Genomic DNA, 21,097 nt, shown 5'->3' with positions numbered 1-21,097 from the left:
GCGTCACGCGGCCCGGCGCTGATCCTGGGTTGCGAGCGTTTCGGCCAATTGAGCCTCGCTCCACCCTTCGGACAGAGCCTGCCGCAGGATGTCCGCCTGACTGGCAGGGGCATTGCCGCCAACGGGCGGGTCAGTGTCGAGATTGGTGGGGAACGGATACCCCTCGGCCGTGGCGGCGATGGCCGCGTCCAAAGCCAAACCGGTCAGCGCTCCACGTTGCTTCAAAGCGATCAGTGCTGAGTAAACCGTCAGACACATGGTACGCCGGTCGATAGCCTCCATCGCGCGCCCAAAGGCCGATGAGACCTGAAGCAGGTTTGCCATCCGGTCGATATTCGCACTGCGGTTCGCACCAGCCGCGTGGAACAGGGCTGGGTTAAAGAACACCGCGTCGCCCTTGGACAATGGCAACTGGATGCAGGACGCCTCAAAATGCTCCCGATGGGCGGGATCGTGAAAGGCCAGATACCCGGGCGCATAAAGCTGCGAAAACGGCAACAGCTTGGTCGGCCCGCTTTCCACGGGCATGTCGCAATGCGCCACCGCGCCTTGCAAGGTCAGAGTCGCCGTCACCATATGCGCATGAGCTGGGTAGCGCGCCGCCATTTCAGCGCTTTGAAACCCCAGGTGATAGTCGCGATGCGCTTGCTGCGCCTGACCGCCGGGGCGTACCTGATTGACCTGCGCGGTCATCTGGTAGTTCGGCCCCAGCCACGCCTCACACGCAGCGGCAATCGCCGGGTTCCCATAGTAGAGCGCAAAGCCTTCGGGATCGTGCATGCACTGTTTTTGCAACGCGTTCCACACCCGGTCATTCGCGCCTGAGGCGGCAAAGTGATCGCCCTCACCGCCGCCGCCTTCACGTTCCTGGGCGATGATGTCGCGGAACACGTCAGTCGCCCGGTCGATCACCGAGGTATCCGCATAAGCCCCCTTCAAGGCGATCACACCCGCCGAGCTGTTCAGGACATGTCCCCACTCGGCCAGCAATTGCTTGCGCTGCTGGGTATCCTCCAACGCCGGTCGCAATGAATCCATGTCATAGACCGGTACGTTCTTTTCGACCGATACCGCGTGGGGCACCGCGTCAGTGGTCAGGCTTTGCGAGGTCAACACCTTGAATTCATCCAGATCACAGGATTCCCGGTCAAAATATCCGACATATCCAAGTTCTTGATGCACCATGATTTTCTCCTTTCTCATGGCTTGGGTGTTGCCCCTGCGGGCGGTGAGTTATGCGGTGATCGTCAGCCCGGCCTCCCCACAGACTTTGACAATGTGCTCATAGCCCTTTTTCGAATACTCATAGGGCGAGGCTTTGGCCGGGTCCTGTTCGGCCTCAACCACGATCCAGCCGCTGTACTCCATTGCTTTCAGCGCGTTCGCCACGGCCTGAAAATCAATGCAGCCATCGCCGGGGACGGTGAATGCGCCGGCAATCACGGCGTCCAGAAAACTGCGCTCATTCTCGCGCGTGTTTTGCACCACGGCGGGGCGGATGTCCTTGAAATGCACATGGTGCACGCGGTCGCCCCAACGGTTCAGGGTGGCCAACACATCGCCTCCGCCAAACAGCAGATGGCCTGTGTCAAAGCACAGCTTCACCTCGGGGCCCGACCCCTCCATCAGCCAGTTCACGTCATCTTCGCTTTCGATGATCGTGCCCATGTGATGGTGATAGGCCATCGGCATGCCTTGATCGGCCATCCACTTGGCCAGTTCGGTGATCTTGGCCGCATAGGCCAGAACCTCGTCTTTCGACAGTTTGGGTCGGTCATTGACCGGCGTTCCGATCTGGCCCTGCACGGTGTTCGAACATTCAGCATAGACGATGCAGGGACTGTTCAGCGCCACGAATTGTTCGACCTGTTCGCGCACGGCCTCGCGCTCGGTTGCGAAATCGTTCACCAGCGACGCGCCCGAGCACCAGCCACCGCATAGCGCAATGTCATTTGCCTCAAGATAGGCACGCAACCCTTCGGTATCGCCAGGCATCCGCTGGCCGCGCTCAACTCCAGTATAGCCGATCTGTCGCGACTCTTTCAGCGCCTGCTCCATGGTGTAGGCAGCCGTCAGGTCCGGCAGATCATCATTCTGCCACGCGATCGGAGAGATCCCGATTTTCACGCTCATTTGGTGTTTCTTTCCTTGATCGCCAGCTCATAGGCCGCGCGTTTTTCGTTCACTTCGGGGCGGATGCTGACCTCGGGCACAGCGACCTCCCACCACGTGCCGCCATATTCGGTCGAGGGGTACGGATCGGTATCGATGACAACCACATATGGACCCTTGATGTCGGCGCGCTTGGCCAGCGCGTCCTCCAACTCGGCAATTGAACCAACCTTGACCGAGGTGGCGCCCATCGCCGCCGCATGGGCGGCAAAGTCGATGGCCGACGGCGTCTCATGCACCGCATGGTCCAGCAGGTTGTTAAACTCGGCCCCGCCAGTGCCCATCTGCAGGCGGTTGATGCAGCCAAAGCCCCGGTTGTCCGTGATCACCACGGTAAACGAGACGCCCATCATCGCCGCCGAGGCCATCTCGGAATTGGCCATCATATAGGTGCCGTCGCCGGTGAAACAGATCACATCGCGCTCAGGCTCAGCCATTTTGATGCCCATGGCACCCGCGATCTCATACCCCATGCAGCTAAAGCCATATTCCATGTGATACGCACCGGGGCGCGGGGCTTTCCACAGCTTGTGCAACTCACCCGGCATGGTGCCCGCGGCACACATCACAACTGTGTCGTTATGCGAGGCACGCTGGACCGCGCCCACAACCTGCATGTCCGTCGGCAACGCATTCCCGTCACCGGGCGCATCGGTCAGCTTATCAACCTTGCCATACCAATCGGCCTTGAGCGTGTCCGAAACCGGATCGGCGCGATAGCCCTGCAAACCCGCGCCAAGCTCTTCCAACCCAACTCGGGCATCCGATTGCAAGGGCATCGCGCCGTGTTTCTCGGCGTCATATGCGCCGGTGTTCAGGCAGATCATCTCACGCTCTGGGTTCGCAAACAGGCCCCATGAGCCGGTGGTGAAATCCTGCAACCGCGTGCCCACGGCCAGCACCAGATCAGCCTTGGCGCAGACATCATTGGCCGGTTCACCGCCCGTCACGCCGACTGGCCCAAGGTTCAGCGGATGATCCCAGGCCAGCGCAGACTTACCTGCCTGCGTTTCGGTGATCGGAATATTGTGCGTCTCGGCAAAGCTCTGCAAAGCATCCGTCGCCCCCGAGTAATGCACGCCGCCGCCCGCGATGATCACAGGCCGTTTGGCCGCCTTAATCGCCGCCACAGCACGGGCCAACTCGCCCTCATCCGGGCGGATACGGCGCTGATACCAGACGCGCGGTTCAAAGAAGCTTTTGGGATAGTCATAGGCCTCGGCCTGCACGTCCTGACAAAAGGCCAGCGTGACGGGCCCGCAATCGGCAGGGTCCGTCATGGTGCGAAAGGCGCGCGGCAGCGCGGTCAACAGATGTTCGGGCCGCGTGATCCGGTCGAAGTATCGGCTGACCGGACGGAAGCAATCATTGGCACTGACAGTACCGTCACTGAAGTTTTCGGGCTGTTGCAGCACCGGGTCGGGCCCTCTCGTGGCAAACACGTCACCGGGCAGCAGCAGAACCGGTAGGCGGTTCACATAAGCCAGCGCCGCCGCCGTTACCATATTCGTCGCCCCTGGCCCGATCGAGGACGTCACCGCCATCGCCCGCGTGCGCCGCTTTTGCTTGGCATAGGCAATCGCGCAATGGGCCATGGTCTGCTCGTTATGACCGCGATAGGTGGGCAGAGTGTCTTTCACAGCATGCAGGGCCTCACCCAGCCCGGCCACATTGCCGTGGCCGAAGATGGCCCAAACACCGGCGATGAATGGCTCGCCACCCTCGTTCATCTGCGCGCCCAGATAGCGCACCAAGGCCTGCGCCGCGGTCAGTCGGATTGTCTTGCTCATTCGTGTTTCCTTTCAACACACGGCCCGCATGCAATACCTATGTGGGCGATCCGTTGAATTTCAGTTTTGCCAATATGCGTGACGGGGCCGTGTCAAACGGTTCCGCCCAGCGACCCTTCCAGTTGGGCCAGTTCCTGTCCACCAGCCATGAGGTCCTGCAGTTCTTCGGGCGAGATTTCACCGCGTTTTGCAGTGCCAAGGGTCTGTCCCCTGTTCAACACGGTAAACCGATCCCCCACGGCCAGCGCGTGTCGCACATTGTGGCTGATAAAGACCACGCCAACCCCCTGACTGCGCACCTTGTCGATGGTCGCCAGAACGTTCGAGGTCTGACGCACCCCAAGGGCCGAGGTCGGCTCGTCCAAGATCAGAATCTTCGCGCCAAAATGCACCGCACGGGCGATGGCGACCGTCTGGCGTTCACCTCCTGACAAGGTGCCTACGGCCTGATCGGGGCCCCGCAAGTTGATGCCCATTTTGCGCATCTCATCCATGGTGATTTCATCGGCCAGTTTCTTGTCGAAGAAGCTGACCCCGGTGACCTTTTTCGTCGGCTCATTGCCCATGAAAAAATTGCGGCTCACGCTCATCAGCGGGATCATGGCCAGATGCTGGTGCACTGTCGCAATCCCCGCCGCAATCGCGTCGCGCGGATCTTCGAAATGCATTGGTTTGTCTTCGAAAAATATCTCGCCCGCCGTTGGTTTGTGCACCCCCGACATGGTTTTGATAAAGGTCGATTTTCCCGCACCATTGTCGCCTAGCAGGCAATGACACTCACCCGGCTTCAGATCAAAGCTGACCCCGGCCAAGGCGATCACCGAGCCAAAGTGTTTCTGGATATCTACCATCCGAATGATCGGAGCCTGTTCCTGCGCGTCGCCGTGATGGAATTTGGTATCTTCGGTCATCTCAGCGCTCTCCTGTGATGATGCGGCGGATATAGGTGTTCAGGATCACCGCACCCAGAAGGATCACACCCAAAAACACCCGGAAGAGTGAGCTTTCAACCCCCGCAAAGAACAGCCCCTGCTGCACCACGCCAAAGATCAATGCCCCCAGGGCCGCGCCCAGAACCGAGCCATAGCCGCCAGTCAGCAGCGCGCCACCAATGACCACGGCGATGATCGCCTCAAATTCCTTCAGCAAGCCGCGATCTGCCCCAGCCGAGCCGAACTCCATCACCTGACAGGTAGCGAAAACCGTGGCGCAGAAGGCAGTGAACATGAACATCAGGATTTTGACCCGGTTCACCGGAACGCCTGAATTCCGCGCCGCTTCGGCATCACCGCCGGCAGCGAAAATCCAGTTGCCGAACTTGGTCTTGGTCAACAGCACGTGGCCGAAGATGATGATGACAATCGCCCAGATGATCAGCATCGGAATGCCATCCACCACAGGCTGACCCGCGCGCGTGCCGCGTTCAAAGGTCTCGATTATGCCCGCGTCACCCAGCCAGACAAACAGCCCCTGCCCGACTTTGCCGCCAAAGACCGAAGCCAGCCAGTCGCCTTCGGCCACATCACGGATACCGCCGATGATGGTTTTGCGTTCGATGGTTTGGGGTAGGTAGATGGTGAAGCCGCGCAGGATGAACAGAAAGGCCAGCGTCACGATAAAGCTGGGCAATCCGGTGCGCACAACGATGTAGCCGTTCACCGCACCGATTGAGACACATAGCGCAAAGGTCACAATGATCGCCATCCAGACCGGCCAGCTGAGCGTGACTGAAAAAATCGCAATCATCATCCCCGCAAAGCCGATCATCGAACCGACGGACAGATCGAACTCACCCGCGATCATCAGCAGGCAGGCGCCTACGGCAATGATCATGAACTGGGCCGAGACAATCGACCAGTTCATCACGCCCTGCGCGTTGAACATGCCGCTGTCAAAGGCGAACAGCAGAAAGAATGTGAACACGGCGACTGTGCCGACCATGCCGCCCAGTTCAGGACGGATCAGGGCCTGGCGCAACGGTGAGATCTCTTTGACCCGTTCGTCGCCGCCCGCTGCGGATTGCGCTGATTCAGCCATGGGTGCCTCCCCTCGCGCTATAGAATGCTTAGATTATGGGGTGCGGACGCAAACTCGGCGCCCGCACCGATCAGAAGATCAGCGGTATTCGCCCGCGAATTCTTCGATTTTCTCCAGCCCGTCTGCGGTCACGAAACCGGGGCCCGAGTTGATGTTGTTGCCCGGCAGAACGCCATAGCGGTGGTAATTGGCCATCACGACAACCGGCAGATAGGCCTGCAGGAACGGCTGCTGGTCGATGCCCCACTGGATCACGCCGCTTTTGATACCTTTGACGATTTCACCACCCAGATCGAAGGTGCCGAAATAGATGTCACCGGCCATGCCGTTCTCTTCCAGCGCCAGAATGGTCGGATCAGCCGAGGTCGGCCCCAGGGTCAGAACGGCATCCGTATCGGGGTTGGCTGACAGATAGGCCAGAACGCGGTTCTTGATCTCGGCCGGGTCCTGACCAGCGTCGATCATCTGCTCGCCCAATTCCACACCCAGACCGTCGGCAAAGCCCTGACACCGTTCCTGGCTGGAAGGCTGCACGATATAGTGGTTCACACACAGGAACGAGCCGACCCCGTCGCCCTTCGCCCGCAGACCGGCGGCGTAACCAGCGTCATATTCGGGCTGACCGACATACATCAGTGCGCCCACTTCGCGCGCCTTTTCCGGCGTGCCGGTATTCATGATGATCACGTCGATTCCTGAATCCACGGCGGCCCTGATCGGACCTTCCAGAATGTCGGGATCAGCCAGCGTAGTAATGATCCCATTCGGACCCGAGGCAGCGGCCTGATCGATAATCCGCGCCATGTCGGCCAAGTCGCCAGTAGGTGGGTTGCGGTATTCAACTTCGACGCCCATCTGGTCACCTGCGAGGGCAATACCGTTCTTGATGGTGTTCCACCAGCTGTCACTGTCGGGGGCGTGGCTGACCAGAATGTACTTTTCACCCTCGGCCGCCGCACCGGTGACACCGGCAAATGCGACGGCGCTGGCCATCAACACCCCTTTTACGAACTTATTCATTTCCATTCCTCCCAATAGAAAAGTTAGTCTTTATGCGGGCTGAGCCCTGCAATTCGGCTCAACCGATTCTCCTGTGCCCGATCAGCGACCGGAATTGCTTCAGTTTCCGGAAATCCGCCAATTTTGCAACCGGTTTCAAAAAACCTCCTTCATTGCAACGGGGCGACCGGCCTGCGCCGACCGTGTCGCCGCCTCGGCCATTGCAAGGGCGGCAACGCCATCCAGCAGTGTCACGGGCATCTCAGTGTCCGTTTGCAGAGCCTCAACAAACGCAGCCCATTCAGCCCGATAGGCATTCATATAGCGTTCGAGGAAAAAATATGTCGGTTTCGCCCCTGTCACTCCGCTGGCTGTCGAGGTCACGACCGAGTGTTCCAGAACGTTTTGCGCCTGCAAAAGCCCCTTGGACCCAAGCAGTTCAACCCGCTGATCATACCCATAGGCCGCACGGCGCGAGTTTTTGATGACCGCGATGCTGTTATCTGCATAAGTCATTGTAACAACAGCGGTATCATAGTCTCCGGCCTGCCCGATTTCGGGATCGACAATCGAGGTTCCAACGGCATTTATCTCAACAGGCACTTGCCCCGTCAGAAAGTTCGCCATGTCGAAATCGTGGATCATCATATCGCGAAACAGACCCCCCGAAACCTTGACATAACTTACCGGAGGCGGCGCGGGATCGAAGGATGTGATCGACAACAGCTCGGCACCGCCAACATCACCTGCAGCATAGGCCGCTTTGAGCGTCTGAAAATTGGGATCAAACCTGCGGTTAAAGCCCACCATCACGGGTTTACCGGTCGCTTCGGCGGCCTTTTGGCAGGTTTTCGCGCGTTCAAGGTCCAGATCGACGGGTTTTTCGCACAGCACGGCCTTGCCCGCTTGGGCTGCCTTTTCGATCAGGTCGGAATGCGTGTCGGTGGGAGTTGCGATCAAAACTGCATCAATCGACGCATCTGCGATGATATCATCCGAACGTGCCGCCCGCGCGCCAAACTCGGCCGCTACATCCTCCGCCGCATCCGCAAGCGCGTCAGACACAGCGGCCAGTTTGGTTTGAGGATGCCCGGAAATCGCATTGGCATGCACACGACCTATTCGTCCAGCGCCTAGCAATCCTATCCTGAGCATTGGTCACCCTCGAATCCATGGTTCGGGGACACAATCACCAGTTTTGCAACCGGTTGCAAGTTTTTTCTGAGCGCGCCGCAAATCAGCTCATTTGCGCTGACCCGCTATAGGCCAAAGTCAATACACAGCCTGCCCGTCACGCCCCCGGCCCGCAAGCGGTCAAGCGCTGTGTTGACCGCGTCCAACGGCAGCGTTTCGACATCGACATTCAAGGGATGGCGCGCCGCGAATTGCAGAAAATCCGCCAGTTCCCGCCGCGTTCCAACCGAGGAGCCGAACACCCTGTGCCCGCCATCAATCAACCAAAGCATCGACAGGTCCACCGGCTTATCCACCAGCGCGATTGCAACAATGTCGCTCAGCGGATTTACCGCATCCTGGATCGTCTCCCACACTTTGGGAGACGGCGCGAAGTTCAGCGTGACATCCGCACCACCCGCCTTACGGACGGCTTTTCCGGCCTCTGGCCCCGCAAGAATAACGCAATCGGCCCCAAGACCGGTGGCGATGTCCAGCTTGGCCGGATCCTGATCCACAACGATCACCTGCGCGCCGCGGGCTTTTGCAATCAGTATGGCGTATTGCCCCAACCCTCCGGCGCCGATGATCAGCACATTCTGCCCGGCCTCCAGCTTTGACCGCCCCAGCGCGCTCCAAGCGGTCAGACCCGCGCATAACAGCGGTGCCCCTTTCACGGGGTCAATTGCATCGGGAATTTCGCACGCAAAGTGCGCATTCAGCACAGCATATTCGGCAAAGGCACCGTTTTGCGCAACGCCGCGTGCCTGTTGCGTGCTGCAATAATTCTCAAGCCCCGTTCGGCAAGGCTTGCAGTCAAGACATGTCTCAAAGAGCCAAGGTAATCCGACACGCGCGCCGATCCCGGGCGCATTCCGCACTCCTGCGCCTGTTGCTACGACCCGCCCGATGCCCTCATGCCCCAGAATTCTGGGATAGGCATCATCCGGCAGTCCATCATCGCGCAGATGCAAATCGGTGTGGCAGACGCCACAGCTTTCCAGCTTGACCAAAAGCTGATCCGGCCCGATCCGCGGCAGCGGCACCTCTTTGACAAGCAAAGGAGCCCCGGGGCCGGTACAAACCGCCGCGTTCATTACCTCGGGCAGATCGGCCATTAGGCCGTCTCCCTACCATCCAACCACGCCCGAATGATCGCGCGGTGGCGTTCGTGGCCGTAGCTTGGGAAATGGCCGCCGTGAACCGTTTGAACCGGCAGATCGTACAGGCGCACCATGGACCGGTAATAATCCTCTGCATTGCTGTGATACGTGTCTTCGATCAGCTCACCATCATAGACAATATCGCCGGAAAACAGGATGCCGGTTGCCGCCTCCCACAAGGCGATGCCGCCCGGAGAGTGACCCGGCGTATGAATAACCTCGAAATGACGATCCCCCAGATCAACGATATCGCCATCATCCAGCAGGCGCGTCGCCTTTGCGCCCGTCACAGCATAGCTGTCGGAGCGGTACGGCGCGGGCGGCAATCGGTCAAAGATGTCATCGGTCACGTAAGGATCGGCCAGAGTGGACACACGGGTCGGATCGGCCAGAATATCGGCCTCATCCCTATGCACCGCGCGGTCTTCGAACTCATGATGACATCCGATATGGTCGAAATGCGTATGGCTTGCCACCGCGGTCAAAGCCCGCTCGGTCACCAGCGGCACCCATGTCCGCAGCGATACAACACCCATACCGCTGTCCACCAGCATATCGCGATCCCGTCCGCGCACATGCCACATGTTGCACCGATAAAAAGGCGTGATGAACGGCTCATCAATCAGGGTCACATCCTGACCCTTGCGTGTGGTTCTGTACCAGTCTTGCGGTTGCGCGCGCTGCATCAGATCTCCTCCGGTTCAAACAGACGGACGTTTTCGACCTCAGCTGAAAGGTGGACGGTGTCGCCTTGCGTCCAGGGGCGATCCGGTTCCAAATAAGCTGTCAGGCTGAGGTCCGGCGCGCGCTCGGGTGCGAAATGGACCCGGCAATAGGTTCCGAAAAACGCGGCTGAGGTTATTGTGGCCGGACCCATCTGGAACGACCCCTGATCATCGGCACGAATGTCCTCGGGTCTCAGACAGATTGCGACGGTGGGTGATGCGGGGACATTTTCCCCGGGCAAAAAACCAAAGGGGGTGGTCACGCCATCTGCTGCTTTTTTCCCTGTGATGTGGTTGTTTTCCCCCATGAAATCAGCGGTGAACAGCGTGGCAGGATGCCGGTACACCCGGTCCGGTGTTCCGTGATCTTCGATCCGGCCCTTGCTCATGACGACGATCCGGTCGGCTATGGCCATGGCCTCTTCCTGATCATGGGTGACATGTACAAAGGTTGTGCCGATCTGCCTTTGAATGCTCTTGAGCTCATCCTGCATCGAGCGCCGCAGCTTGAGGTCCAGCGCCCCCAACGGCTCGTCCAAAAGCAAGACATCGGGGTTCACAGCCAAGGCCCGCGCCAGTGCAACACGCTGACGCTGACCACCGGACAAGGCGTGGGGACGTTTGTGGGCGGCGTCTTTCAGGCCCACAAGCTCCAGCATCTGTTCAGCGCGGGCGTGGCGGTCTTTCCGGCCCATACCCCCCATACGCAGGCCAAAGCCCACATTGTCACGCAGGGACATGTGTGGGAACAGGGCGTAATCCTGAAACACCGTTGTCGTCGGGCGTTTAACCGGCGCAACCCGGGTCATGTCCTGCCCCCCGATCAGGACACGGCCCTGGGTTGGTTCCAGAAACCCGCCCAGAATGGACAACAAGGTGGTTTTGCCGCAACCCGACGGGCCCAGCAGCGTAACATACTCACCCGCCTTGATCTGCAGGTCGATATCCGACAGCGCCTGAAATTGGCCAAACCGATGATTGAGACCCGAGAACGTTACCGACGCAGTCATTGGCGGCCTTTCCGAAAGATGGTGAGTTCCAGCAACAGAACAACAGCCACCGAGATGATGAACACGAAACTGCCAATTGCGTTCAGTTGCGGCGACAGGCCCGATCTGAGCAGCGACCAGATTTCAACTGGCAGGGTGACGTCAAAGCGCGTCAGAAGGAATGAGATGATGAACTCATCCCAACTGAGCGTGACGGACAGAAAATACGCCGCCGCAATCGACGGCAGCAGCATCGGCACGGTCACAAGCAGGATGACCTGTGGTTCCGACGCGCCCAAATCCCGGGCGGCGCGCTCGGCGTTCTGCTGCTGCGCCCCCATCGAGGCATAGATGATGGCAAAGGCCAGCGGCAGGTTGATGACCACATGTCCAATGGCTGCCGTCCATAGCGAAATGCCAAGCCCCGTGCGCGTCAAAACGATCAGCAGCCCCAGCCCGACGATCAGATAGCTGACCGTCAATGGCGCGATCAGCAGCCCCCGGATCAACGCCGATCCAGGCAACACGTGCCGCGCCAGGCCATAAGCTGCCAAAAAGCCCAAGGTCACGGCAACGGCAGATGACCCGAACGCCACGATCAGCGAGTTGCGCAGGGCGGCCATCAGGTCCTCATCCCCCAATATCGTCTGGTACCATTGGAACGACGGGCCGTTGAACGGCGGCACCGGCAGCGTGCCGTCCTGCAGCGAAAACAACACCAAAACGCCGACCGGCAGGTAGATGAAGACAAAGGCCACAATCAGGTAAAGCCAGGGCAGAACACGCATCATAGACGGTCGATCCTCAGCCATTTTGCCGACAGGAGGTAGGCCAGTGCTACGATGCTCATCAGCACGATTGCGAGGGCCGAGGCCAGCGGGAAATCGGCGCGCCGTCCCAGTTGAACCATTATGATCTGGGGCACCGTCAACTCGGTATTGCCGCCCAATATCTGTGGGGTCACGTAATCCCCGATGCACAGCACAAAAGTCAGAAAAGCACCGGTTACGATGCCCGGCAGAGTCAGGGGCAAGATCACATGGCGGAACGTCTGAAACGCGTTCGCGCCCAAATCCATCGCGGCCTTGCGATAGTTTGGCGACAGCTGGATCAGGTTTGCATAGATCGTCAGCGTCAACAGCATCACGAAGAAATGCACGAACCCGGTGATGGTGGCAAAGCGTGTGTTCGCCAGAGTCATCGGTTCAGCGATCAACCCGATCCAGAGAAGGGTTTCGTTGACCACACCTTCGCGGGCCAGAACCAGCAACCAAGCATAGGACCGGACGACGTAAGATGTCCAAAACGGCAATATCGCCAGCAACAGGGCCAGCCGCTGCCACCGTTCCGGCACGCGAAAGGCAATGACCCACGCCAGTGGATAGGCCAGAATAACCGAGATGGCTGTGACGGTCAGTGTGATCTCAAGCGAAACGATTATCGCACGCCACAAATAGGCTTTCTCAAACAGCTTGGCATAGTTCGCAAGTGACAGGTCCCAGACAAGCGTTCGCCCTTCGAGCGACGCAAAGCTCATGGCGCCCATCACCAGAAAGGGCACCACGAAAAAGGCAACCGTCCAAAGCAGGGCCGGGGTGACAAAGCCCCAGCCCCGAAACTGATCTTTGGGCATGGTCACTGTTGCAGAGTTTCCAGCCACAGATCCTGCATTTCGATGTCCAGATCGGCGTCCGGCGCCGGGTACAGCTGTGTGAGGGACAGGTAATCAGGCTGCTGATCCCAGCGCAGGATTTTTTTCTGCTCATCCGTCAGAACATCCCCGGCCTTGGCGTTTGCGGGCATACCCCAAAAGCAGGACGATGTCGCCAGACGCGCCTGCCCTTCGGGGCTGGTGATGTATTTGATGAACTCAACCGCCAGATCAGGGTTTTCCGCCCCCTCGACAACGCCGATGGACTGGGCCCACCGCACAGCGCCTTCTTTTGGGATGGTCCAGGTCAGTTCTGGCTGTTCCGATGCCAGCACCGCTGTCAGCCATTCGCCTCCGCCGACAACGATATCGACCTCGCCGGTGGCCAGAGCCGTTTGCGCGGCAACAACCCCCGCGACCGATGCCGCGCGGCTGCGCATGGTGGACAGGACGTCTCCGATTTTCGCCAGATCGCCCGCGCCTATAGCGTCGGTCGCAATCCCGTCGGCGATTGCGGCCAGACCCATGACAGGCAGATAGTAGTCATAGATCGAGATGCGGCCATCGTATTTCTCGGACCAGACGCTGGCGAGGCTTTCCATATCCGCAGGATCGACCTTGCTGGAATTGTACGAGATCGTGTTGTAGCCGAATTTCTCGGTAACGGCATAGGTCACGCCGTCGATGGTGTTGTTTTCCGCCATGACCACCTCGGGGAAGTAGTCGGCAGTGGAAATTGCGCCCTCGGGCAATGGGGCCAGCACACCGGCCTCGACCGCGCGGAAAACGTCGATCCCATCGACCACCAGCACGTCCCAGTCGCCGGGCCGGGACTGTTCCAGCAGCGCCAGTGCCGCGCCGGTCCCCTCATATTCGCGCAGATTGACCTTGACGTTATGTTCCGCCTCAAAAGGTTCAATCAGTGCGGGGTCCGTGTGGTCGCACCACACCAGCGCATTCAATTCGCCCTCAGCCCAGGCGTGACCAGCCATCAGAGCCAGTGCCGATACACCAAGGATTATCCGTCTGGTTTGCATTCGTTCATCTCCTGTTGATTTCGGGTCGCCCGGTTTTTCAGTGGGTCTGTCAGAAAAAACTTGAACAGCCTCACCTTTATAGTCAACTCTAAATTTGTTTTTACGCCAAACGAGGTCGGATTTCCCCATGGCAGGATTAAGAGAGCGGCAGAAAGCGGCGCGAGAACGTCGAATCCTTGAAGCCGCATCTGCAAAGTTTCGGACACATGGATACCGATCCGTTCGAATCGAGGATCTGGCGGAAATGGCCGAAGTGTCGGTTGGCACGGTCTATAATTACTATGAAACCAAGGGCGACATTCTGATCGCAACCGTCGCGATGGAGGTCGAAGAGGTCATCGCCGCCGGCGCCCCCATTCTGGACGAACCGCCGGCGCGCGTCGAAGAGGCCCTCCTCGCGCTCATCCATCAGTATTACGACCATTCGCTGGAATATCTGTCCAAAGAGATGTGGCGCACCGCGATTGCCCTTTCTATCGAGTACCCCGACACCCCCCGAGGCCGCCGTTACGCGGAACAGGATCGGCGGCTGGCAGCGCAAGTGACCGAGCTGATCGCGGTTTTGCAACAGCGCGGACAGGTGCGCAAAGGCTTGGTCCCGTCTGATTTGGGCGCGCTGATCTTCAACGTTCTGAATCAGGTGTTCATAGAATTCGTCAAAACGGATGAAATGACCCTGCTCCAGCTGAAGGATCAGGTTGCTGGCCAGATTTTACCCGTGGCGCATCTGATCGCCGAGCAGTCGATCGAGTGATCAACCCGTTGAGCGGAAAGAAGGGACTGAGCCTGTCGGCCATCATCGCCGCGATCTGGCGATGATGGCGCTTACAGGTTTTATCGCCAAAAGCGGGCAGCGGGACAAGATCAGAACGACCAGCGTATCCCTGCCTGAAAGTTCGGCCCCTGCGCCCCCCCGCCGATTTCCTGTTCGGCATTGGCCCGGAACAGCATGTCAGGCGCAAACTCGTGCTCATAACCGATCAGAACGCTGCCCCCGCTGAAATCGTTTGAGGCAAAAGACAGGCTCTGGGTTGAAGAGAATACCGTGATATCGGCGTCAGTCTCACCCAATTCGCGCCGCACGACACCGGACACCTGACCGATCAAAACGCCACCGGTGCCGATTTCCCTTTCCAAATCAACGCCAAGGCGCGCCTCGATCACTTCGGTCGTGCTGTCCCCGACCGTGGCATTCGCGGCAGAGCCGCTTTCGGTATAGCCGTCATCCATCTGACTGGTGTACCGCAGGTCACCAAAACCAATCAGCGAGACAGCATTGCTGATGTCAAATGGCCGCTCTACCCCCAGATAAGCGGTAATCAGCGTGCTATCATACTCAGCCTCAGCATCGGCACTGCCGGTGATTTCGCGGGACCGGTCGGTCGACATCCAGCCGAAACCCACGCCCGCTTCGACCGTCGTCAGACCAAATTGCCGACCGACAGAGACATCCAGATAGACGCCATCAGTATCGAAGCTTGTGGTGTCCGTGTCTCCGTCTGACCGGAACACGCCCAAACCCAGGGCAAGTGACACGCCATTGTCCAACTGCCCTGAATACCCCACGCTGCCATTGAACAATGCAACGTCAGTATCTGTGCCTGCACCGTTTTCGAACTGCCGCGACGCGCCATCGATCATCACATAAGGGCGGAACGGCCCCAAGGAGACTGCAGACACCCGTCCCGTTGCTGCGTTGCGCGTAACCTGCGCCTGACGATCATAGGTCAACGCATTGACCGATCCGCTGACGGCTCCACCATACAAAGCCGTCAGTTCGGCCGAATTCAGCAGTTCCGAGGCATCAACACTGGCATAGACAGGTGCCGCGCCGCCTTCGTCCTGAACAAACCAGGCCGACCGCCCGTCCGAGACCGTGGTGTTGAACACACCGGACCCGGCCGCTGCATCTTCGAACCGAAAGATCGCACTGCCGCCATTGGCATCCAGATTGACACGATGGTCCTGCACCCGGATCAACCCACCGACCCTGTCGGTGCTGACCACATTCAGCGTGCCATCGCCCGTTCCAAGATAGATCGCATAGGCATCGCCTGCCGCAGAGGTCGCCGATATGTCACCGACATCGGTGATTTCACCGTCGAAATTTTCGAAGTACAGCCCATAGGCATTAACCATATCTCCGCCTGTCGCGGTCGCCTGAATGACGCCGTTATTGGCGAAACTGCCTTGCATATCCTCAATATAGACTCCGGCGGCCATGCCCTTGGCGTTGGCTGTGGGGTTGGCAAGTGTCGCTGTCGCCGTGACAGAGCCTGTGTTGGACACATCGCCCGCCATCGTGTCATACAGCGAAACGGCCAGTGCCTGTGCGCTTGCCGCGCCCTGTGCAAAAGCTGTAATACCTCCACTGTTTCGCACCGTACCACTTATGCCGCCTGCGACGTATAGCCCATAGCCCTGCGCATCAGAATCCGACGAATTTGCCCGAACCGAGATGGCTCCCCCGTTTCGGACATCTCCCGTTAGCCCGTCTTCGGCATAGATTGCGGCGGCGCGTGCCTGTGCCTTTGCATCGGCCTGAACGCTCATAGAACCGGTATTGCTGAGGCTGCTCTTCGCACCTTCATGGCCAAAATACACCCCGTACCCATGGGCATATTCATCATCAGAACTGGCCTGCACCAGAACCGAGCCGGAATTCGTGACATCCGCATCTATCTGATCGTTTCGGGTCAGCAGACCATAGGAGACGGCCTGCTCGGTCCCTGCATCCGCCACGGCGTGGATTGTGCCGGAGTTTGTCAATGCGCCAGTCCATTCCCGATTGACGTAGACCCCTGCAACCGTTGCCTCGGTTGCGCCGATACCCCGAACTGAGATCACGCCCGAGTTGACGATATCCCCATCCAGACCCGACACTACCGAAACACCATAGCCAAGCGCGTCATTGGCCGTACTTTGCGTCACAACGGAAATGTCGCCCGAATTCACAAATGCTCCCAAGAACATGCCGTCGACACGAAAACCTGCAGCCTCTGCCGTGTCCACTCCGACCGCGGATACAGAAACCACGCCCTCGTTGAGAAGCTGGCCAGTCATGTCGGAGAGCGAGGCCATGCCATAGGCATACGCAACCGACGAAGAAACGGCCGCAACCTGGATCGAACCGCTGTTGGAGACGTTGCCATTGAGGCCGCCGCCTATGCGGTATCCTGCGGCATCGGCAGTATCCGACCCTGAATGCGCGATGGCCATGACGCTGCCGGTATTGATAATGCTGCCCGTCAGGCCGCTTGTGATATCGACACCGTTTGCCCGAGCGCTGGTGCCGCTGGCGTCGGCGCGGACCTCAATACTGCCCGCGTTTCCAAGATCGCCTGTCAGCCCGCCCGCAATGTCGATACCATTGACAGAAGCATCGTTCGCCCCTGATACCTGTACGGTGATAGAACCGGTATTCGTGACCGTACCTGTCAGACCGCCACTGACGTCAAACCCATCGGCACGCGCCTCTGAGGACCCTGTCGCAACAACGGTGACAGTGCCTGAGTTCATGAGGTTTCCATCCATCCCACCGGCGACATGCAGGGCTTCGGCAGACGCCCGGCTAAAACCCGCTTCGGCGGCAACGGATATCGTGCCGGCATTTGCAAACATTCCCTCGAACCCGCTTGAAATGTTAAAGGCATCGGCTTCTGCCAAAGTGCTGCTCACCGATCTGATTGTTACCGTCCCGCTATTCGTGACATTTCCGGCCATACCGCTGCTGACGTAGAATCCATCAGCATCGGCTTCGCTCAGGTCACTTTCTGCCGATACGGTGATGGTACCGGAATTCAGGAAATTTCCAGTCAAACCGCTGCTGACATAGAATGCGTCGGCATCGACCGAAGACAGTCCCATGGCGTTTACGGTCACCATATTGGAATTTGTAATAGTCCCGGTCATGCCCCCGCTGACATAAAACGCATCTGCATCCGTGTTATCGGAACCACCTTGGGCATTAACCACAACGGTACCTGCGTTCCTAAAGTCGCCGGTCAGTCCGCCTCCGACGTTTATGCCAGCCACATCTGCCGGGTCTGCCGCAGCGTCGGCTTTGGCCCCGATATGACCTGAATTGGTGATGTTCCCTGTCATGCCGCTGGTGATGTCGAGGCCGATTGCAAGGGCGCTGGACCCGCCCGCCTCAGCCTGCGCGGTAATGGCGCCTTGGTTATCCAGATCACCTATCAAACCGCCGGCAATATCTATGCCCTTGGCCGAAACTTCGTTTGTACCCGATGCACTTACGGCAATCGTACCGGTGTTCGAGACGGACCCCATCAGGCCGCTGCTGATGTCAAATCCGTCCGCGCGCACCTCGGTTGTACCTGTTGCCACTACGGTCACGGCGGCAGAGTTCGCAATGGCACCCGTCATGCCTCCGGCGACATGCAGCGCCTCTGCCGAAACTTCGCTGCCGCCATTGGCCGTCAACGAGACATTTGCCGCGTTGCTGAAATTGCCCTGGAACCCGCTGGATACATAAAAGGCGTTGGCATCTACCTCGGACGATCCGTTGGCTTTGACCGTAACTGCGCCCTGGTTCGCGATATCCCCGGTCAACCCGCTGCTGATATAGAGGGCGTCCGCATCTGCTTCGCCCGAGTTGCTTTCAGCGCTGACCATAATGCTGCCAGAGTTCAGGAAACCGCCATTCATGCCGCCGCTGACATAAAATCCGTCAGCATCGGCTTCGGTCAGATCACTCACCCCGGTAACAACGAGGCTGCCCGAGTGCGTGATATTGCCCGTAAGACTTCCGCTGACACAAATGCCATCCGCATCTGCGGCTGAGGACGCGTTGACCGCGACGGTCATGGTGGCGGCGGTCGAAAGCCCGCCGGTCATGCCGCCTTCTACCAAGTGTACCGCCGCTTTGGCATCCGACCCCGCACCCGATTGCGCCACAACCGACACGGTTCCTGCATTCGAATAGCTGCCATCTGCACCATTTGAAATGAACGATCCAAAAGCCGACGCCGCAGAAGAGCCGATCGCCGTGACTGTCAAAGTCCCCGTTGTTTGGAAATCCCCCGTGATGCCCTGTTCTATCTGAATCCCTGCGGCAAACACACTGTCGGTTGAATTCGTTGTCGAGGCAATGATCGTACCGCTATTGATCAGAGCTCCGTTCAGTGCGCCTTCGACCCGGATTGCGGCGACGGACACATCCGTTCCACCACTTACCACAGCCCGCAACGTTCCGCCTTCATTGGTGATTGGGCCGCCCACGTCGCCCTCGACCAAGACCGCATAGGCGCGACCGATGTCGTCACCTGTATTTACTTCGGCGTTGATTGTTCCGCTGTTTGCTATCGGTCCGGCGACATCGCCGCCGATACGAATTCCCGCAGCGGTCAGAAACGCGTCATCACCCGCTGCGATGGCCGAAATCGCGGCGTCATTGGACACACCGCCGCCCAGGTTGCCTGTGATGTTGATCCCAACAAGCTCACCACCATAAGAAGCGTCTTCTGTGGTCAGAGTGATGGTGCCCGAGTTCGCCACATCCCCCGAAACCGCCCCGCGCACATTCAGACCATAGCCAAACACGGTGCTGTCATCCGACGTTGCATCAACCGTGATCGTGCCGCTGTTTGTAAAGCTTCCGTCCAAATCGCCCGCCACGTTGAACCCACCAGCGCGAACAATAGTATTTGCACTTGCGTCGATGGCGATCGTGCCCGAGTTTTCAATATTGCCGGTCATGTCGCCACCGACAGACAGAGCATAAGCAGAATAGGGCGACGAGTTGTCCCGGTCAGAGACACTCGTGACCTGAATGCTGCCGGTGTTTTGGAAATTTCCGTCCAAAGTCCCATCCAGCAGATAGCCCGCTGCAGCCTGCACGACACTGCCGCTGGCCGACGCGGTCAGCGTGCCCGAGTTTGTAATGTCACCGACCGTGTTTCCGGTTACGTACAAACCGGCCACGTTCATCTCACCCGTTTCAGATTGCGCCTCAGCCGTGATGGAGCCGCTGTTGCTGAAGTTTCCGTTCAGCCCGTTTTGAAAGTGATAGCCATAGGCCGTCCCCCGCGTATGGCCTTGCGCCTGGACTGTGAGGTCGCCGTTGTGCTCCACATCCCCTGTCACAAGATCCGTCACCGCAAAGCCGGTGGCCTTGGCCCTGACCGCAAACATGTCGACCGATGCCTCGACAGTGCCCGAATTTTCAATTCCGCCGGTCAGGGCACCTTCGACCAGAACAGCCGCTGCCGATTGCGTGTAGGCATTGACCGAAGAAACACTGATCGTGCCCGAGTTTTGCAACGTGGTTTCAGCATCACCGCCCAGCAGCACGCCGTGTGTTTCGACAGTTGAGAAATAGGAGCCGTAATCGGATTGGACCGAAATAACCCCCGAGTTGGAGAAGCTGCCGGTTGACGCAATGCCCTGCTCGAATTGCACCCCGTTTGCCGCAATCGGGTCTGAACCTGCGTTGATGTCGACTGTCACGGTGCCGGTATTTGAAAAACTGCCAGCCAATGCCCCAACGCCGTGCACGCCATTGGCAACAAGGCCGGTGACCGACGTGCCGCGATCGACGCTGACCAGGATGGTGCCGTTGTTCACAATCTGCCCGGTCGACGTGACATCGCCGTTCAGCAAGACTCCGGTCGCGCTTGTCCGGTGGGCTGTGGTGCCTGACGGGAAGGCCGTCAGGGTATTCGAAATCGTACCGTCGTTGGTCAAGGTGCTGGAATAATCCGGCACAATGGTGACCGTTGGTGTATTTGTCGTCGCCGTATCGACCGCTCCGGTCTCAGTAATCGTGAGGTCTTCGTCGGTGGTTATCTGAACCGCGGTCGTCTGAGGAGATGTCACAACCGTTTGCGCCACAGCCCCGGACCCAAATGTTGCCAGTCCGGAAAACGACACCGCAAAGACCGAAGGAGCGATACTGGCAACCGTGCCCTTCCATTTAACCAGCCGACCACCTTTGGCCACCTGCGCCTGCGCGCGATGTTGTTTTAGCACCGTATTCACCTTCGACCCCTTTGACGTCTTTTTATTTGGACGGTTTTTAGTTCAGACCGTCTGGTCTTCACTTGTTCGCGATGCCGCGTTGAATGACCAGCACATCTGTACCCTGCGCACGCTTTGGGCATGCTTGGGTTGCGCAACTGCAACGCGAACTGGGTTTTGGCTGTTCAGTTTTCGAAATCCAGCCGTCAGAGTTTGCCTGACTCTGTCGATCGGATCATCCCGTGTGCGGGTCATTTTAGCTCTTCGCCCAAAGCCCGGAGTTGGAAACGTCAGTGGCCCTACAATAACCGCCAACACAAGCGTCTCACAAAAAACCGGGCCAAATGGCCCGGCTCACTCCTTTTACAAAATGGTCTGAGTTA

15 protein-coding genes are annotated in these 21,097 nt (G+C 58.7%); 1 reads left to right on the top strand and 14 read right to left on the bottom strand.

Annotation, left to right across the window (positions count from 1 at the left end; translation table 11 throughout):
- Positions 1-3 precede the first annotated feature (3 nt).
- The 13 genes from ACRZ94_RS19445 to ACRZ94_RS19385 form a co-directional block, all read right to left on the bottom strand.
- On the bottom strand, positions 4-1,185 hold the full coding sequence (locus ACRZ94_RS19445) for a phytanoyl-CoA dioxygenase family protein (protein WP_480798106.1): 1,182 nt from the start codon (positions 1,183-1,185) through the stop codon (positions 4-6).
- A 48-nt stretch (positions 1,186-1,233) separates the two neighbouring features.
- Positions 1,234-2,133: a myo-inosose-2 dehydratase gene (gene iolE / locus ACRZ94_RS19440; RefSeq protein WP_480798105.1), complete on the bottom strand. Its 900-nt coding sequence runs from the start codon at positions 2,131-2,133 to the stop codon at positions 1,234-1,236.
- Positions 2,130-3,962, bottom strand: coding sequence for a 3D-(3,5/4)-trihydroxycyclohexane-1,2-dione acylhydrolase (decyclizing) (gene iolD / locus ACRZ94_RS19435; protein WP_480798104.1), 1,833 nt, complete (start codon positions 3,960-3,962; stop codon positions 2,130-2,132). The genes iolE and iolD overlap by 4 nt, the downstream gene beginning before the upstream one ends.
- Positions 3,963-4,054: 92 nt before the next feature.
- Positions 4,055-4,873 carry an ATP-binding cassette domain-containing protein gene (locus ACRZ94_RS19430; RefSeq protein WP_480798103.1) on the bottom strand — a complete coding sequence of 273 codons (819 nt, stop codon included), beginning with the start codon at positions 4,871-4,873 and terminating at the stop codon, positions 4,055-4,057.
- Position 4,874: 1 nt separating this feature from the next.
- Positions 4,875-5,999, bottom strand: a complete 1,125-nt coding sequence (locus ACRZ94_RS19425) for an ABC transporter permease (protein WP_480656183.1) — start codon at positions 5,997-5,999, stop codon at positions 4,875-4,877.
- A gap of 78 nt (positions 6,000-6,077) precedes the next feature.
- On the bottom strand, positions 6,078-7,019 hold the full coding sequence (locus ACRZ94_RS19420; protein WP_480656185.1) for a sugar ABC transporter substrate-binding protein: 942 nt from the start codon (positions 7,017-7,019) through the stop codon (positions 6,078-6,080).
- 135 nt (positions 7,020-7,154) lie between these two features.
- The gene (gene iolG, locus ACRZ94_RS19415) at positions 7,155-8,153 is read right to left on the bottom strand and encodes an inositol 2-dehydrogenase (protein ID WP_480798102.1); all 999 of its coding nucleotides are present in this window, start codon (positions 8,151-8,153) and stop codon (positions 7,155-7,157) included.
- Between the two features lie 104 nt (positions 8,154-8,257).
- Positions 8,258-9,289, bottom strand: coding sequence for an alcohol dehydrogenase catalytic domain-containing protein (locus tag ACRZ94_RS19410; RefSeq protein WP_480798101.1), 1,032 nt, complete (start codon positions 9,287-9,289; stop codon positions 8,258-8,260).
- Entirely contained in the window at positions 9,289-10,020 is a 732-nt protein-coding gene (locus ACRZ94_RS19405) for an MBL fold metallo-hydrolase (protein ID WP_480798100.1), read from the bottom strand. Before ACRZ94_RS19405 ends, ACRZ94_RS19410 begins: the two co-directional genes overlap by 1 nt.
- Positions 10,020-11,069, bottom strand: a complete 1,050-nt coding sequence (locus tag ACRZ94_RS19400; protein ID WP_480798099.1) for an ABC transporter ATP-binding protein — start codon at positions 11,067-11,069, stop codon at positions 10,020-10,022. Before ACRZ94_RS19400 ends, ACRZ94_RS19405 begins: the two co-directional genes overlap by 1 nt.
- On the bottom strand, positions 11,066-11,839 hold the full coding sequence (locus ACRZ94_RS19395; protein WP_480798098.1) for an ABC transporter permease: 774 nt from the start codon (positions 11,837-11,839) through the stop codon (positions 11,066-11,068). Before ACRZ94_RS19395 ends, ACRZ94_RS19400 begins: the two co-directional genes overlap by 4 nt.
- Complete coding sequence (locus ACRZ94_RS19390; protein WP_480656197.1) at positions 11,836-12,681, bottom strand: ABC transporter permease; 846 nt, start codon at positions 12,679-12,681, stop codon at positions 11,836-11,838. Before ACRZ94_RS19390 ends, ACRZ94_RS19395 begins: the two co-directional genes overlap by 4 nt.
- A 2-nt stretch (positions 12,682-12,683) precedes the next feature.
- Positions 12,684-13,736, bottom strand: a complete 1,053-nt coding sequence (locus tag ACRZ94_RS19385) for an ABC transporter substrate-binding protein (protein ID WP_480656199.1) — start codon at positions 13,734-13,736, stop codon at positions 12,684-12,686.
- Between the two features lie 127 nt (positions 13,737-13,863).
- On the opposite strand from ACRZ94_RS19385, the gene ACRZ94_RS19380 reads away from it, so the two are divergent.
- Positions 13,864-14,490 carry a TetR/AcrR family transcriptional regulator gene (locus ACRZ94_RS19380; RefSeq protein ID WP_480656201.1) on the top strand — a complete coding sequence of 209 codons (627 nt, stop codon included), beginning with the start codon at positions 13,864-13,866 and terminating at the stop codon, positions 14,488-14,490.
- Between the two features lie 110 nt (positions 14,491-14,600).
- Here ACRZ94_RS19380 and ACRZ94_RS19375 read toward each other — a convergent pair whose 3' ends face one another.
- Entirely contained in the window at positions 14,601-20,735 is a 6,135-nt protein-coding gene (locus ACRZ94_RS19375; RefSeq protein ID WP_480798097.1) for a hypothetical protein, read from the bottom strand.
- Positions 20,736-21,097: the final 362 nt, after the last annotated feature.

The organism is Ruegeria sp. CH10 (assembly GCF_056537125.1).
The sequence above is the reverse complement of the archived record's forward strand: the minus strand, read 5'-3'. Positions and strand labels throughout refer to the sequence as shown.

What these genes read in the sequence shown, in the direction of transcription:
- ACRZ94_RS19445 (WP_480798106.1), bottom strand. Translation starts at nt 1,185, where the DNA reads ATGGTGCATCAAGAACTTGGATATGTCGGATATTTTGACCGGGAATCC.
- iolE (WP_480798105.1), bottom strand. Translation starts at nt 2,133, where the DNA reads ATGAGCGTGAAAATCGGGATCTCTCCGATCGCGTGGCAGAATGATGAT.
- iolD (WP_480798104.1), bottom strand. Translation starts at nt 3,962, where the DNA reads ATGAGCAAGACAATCCGACTGACCGCGGCGCAGGCCTTGGTGCGCTAT.
- ACRZ94_RS19430 (WP_480798103.1), bottom strand. Translation starts at nt 4,873, where the DNA reads ATGACCGAAGATACCAAATTCCATCACGGCGACGCGCAGGAACAGGCT.
- ACRZ94_RS19425 (WP_480656183.1), bottom strand. Translation starts at nt 5,999, where the DNA reads ATGGCTGAATCAGCGCAATCCGCAGCGGGCGGCGACGAACGGGTCAAA.
- ACRZ94_RS19420 (WP_480656185.1), bottom strand. Translation starts at nt 7,019, where the DNA reads ATGAATAAGTTCGTAAAAGGGGTGTTGATGGCCAGCGCCGTCGCATTT.
- iolG (WP_480798102.1), bottom strand. Translation starts at nt 8,153, where the DNA reads ATGCTCAGGATAGGATTGCTAGGCGCTGGACGAATAGGTCGTGTGCAT.
- ACRZ94_RS19410 (WP_480798101.1), bottom strand. Translation starts at nt 9,289, where the DNA reads ATGGCCGATCTGCCCGAGGTAATGAACGCGGCGGTTTGTACCGGCCCC.
- ACRZ94_RS19405 (WP_480798100.1), bottom strand. Translation starts at nt 10,020, where the DNA reads ATGCAGCGCGCGCAACCGCAAGACTGGTACAGAACCACACGCAAGGGT.
- ACRZ94_RS19400 (WP_480798099.1), bottom strand. Translation starts at nt 11,069, where the DNA reads ATGACTGCGTCGGTAACGTTCTCGGGTCTCAATCATCGGTTTGGCCAA.
- ACRZ94_RS19395 (WP_480798098.1), bottom strand. Translation starts at nt 11,839, where the DNA reads ATGATGCGTGTTCTGCCCTGGCTTTACCTGATTGTGGCCTTTGTCTTC.
- ACRZ94_RS19390 (WP_480656197.1), bottom strand. Translation starts at nt 12,681, where the DNA reads ATGCCCAAAGATCAGTTTCGGGGCTGGGGCTTTGTCACCCCGGCCCTG.
- ACRZ94_RS19385 (WP_480656199.1), bottom strand. Translation starts at nt 13,736, where the DNA reads ATGCAAACCAGACGGATAATCCTTGGTGTATCGGCACTGGCTCTGATG.
- ACRZ94_RS19380 (WP_480656201.1), top strand. Translation starts at nt 13,864, where the DNA reads ATGGCAGGATTAAGAGAGCGGCAGAAAGCGGCGCGAGAACGTCGAATC.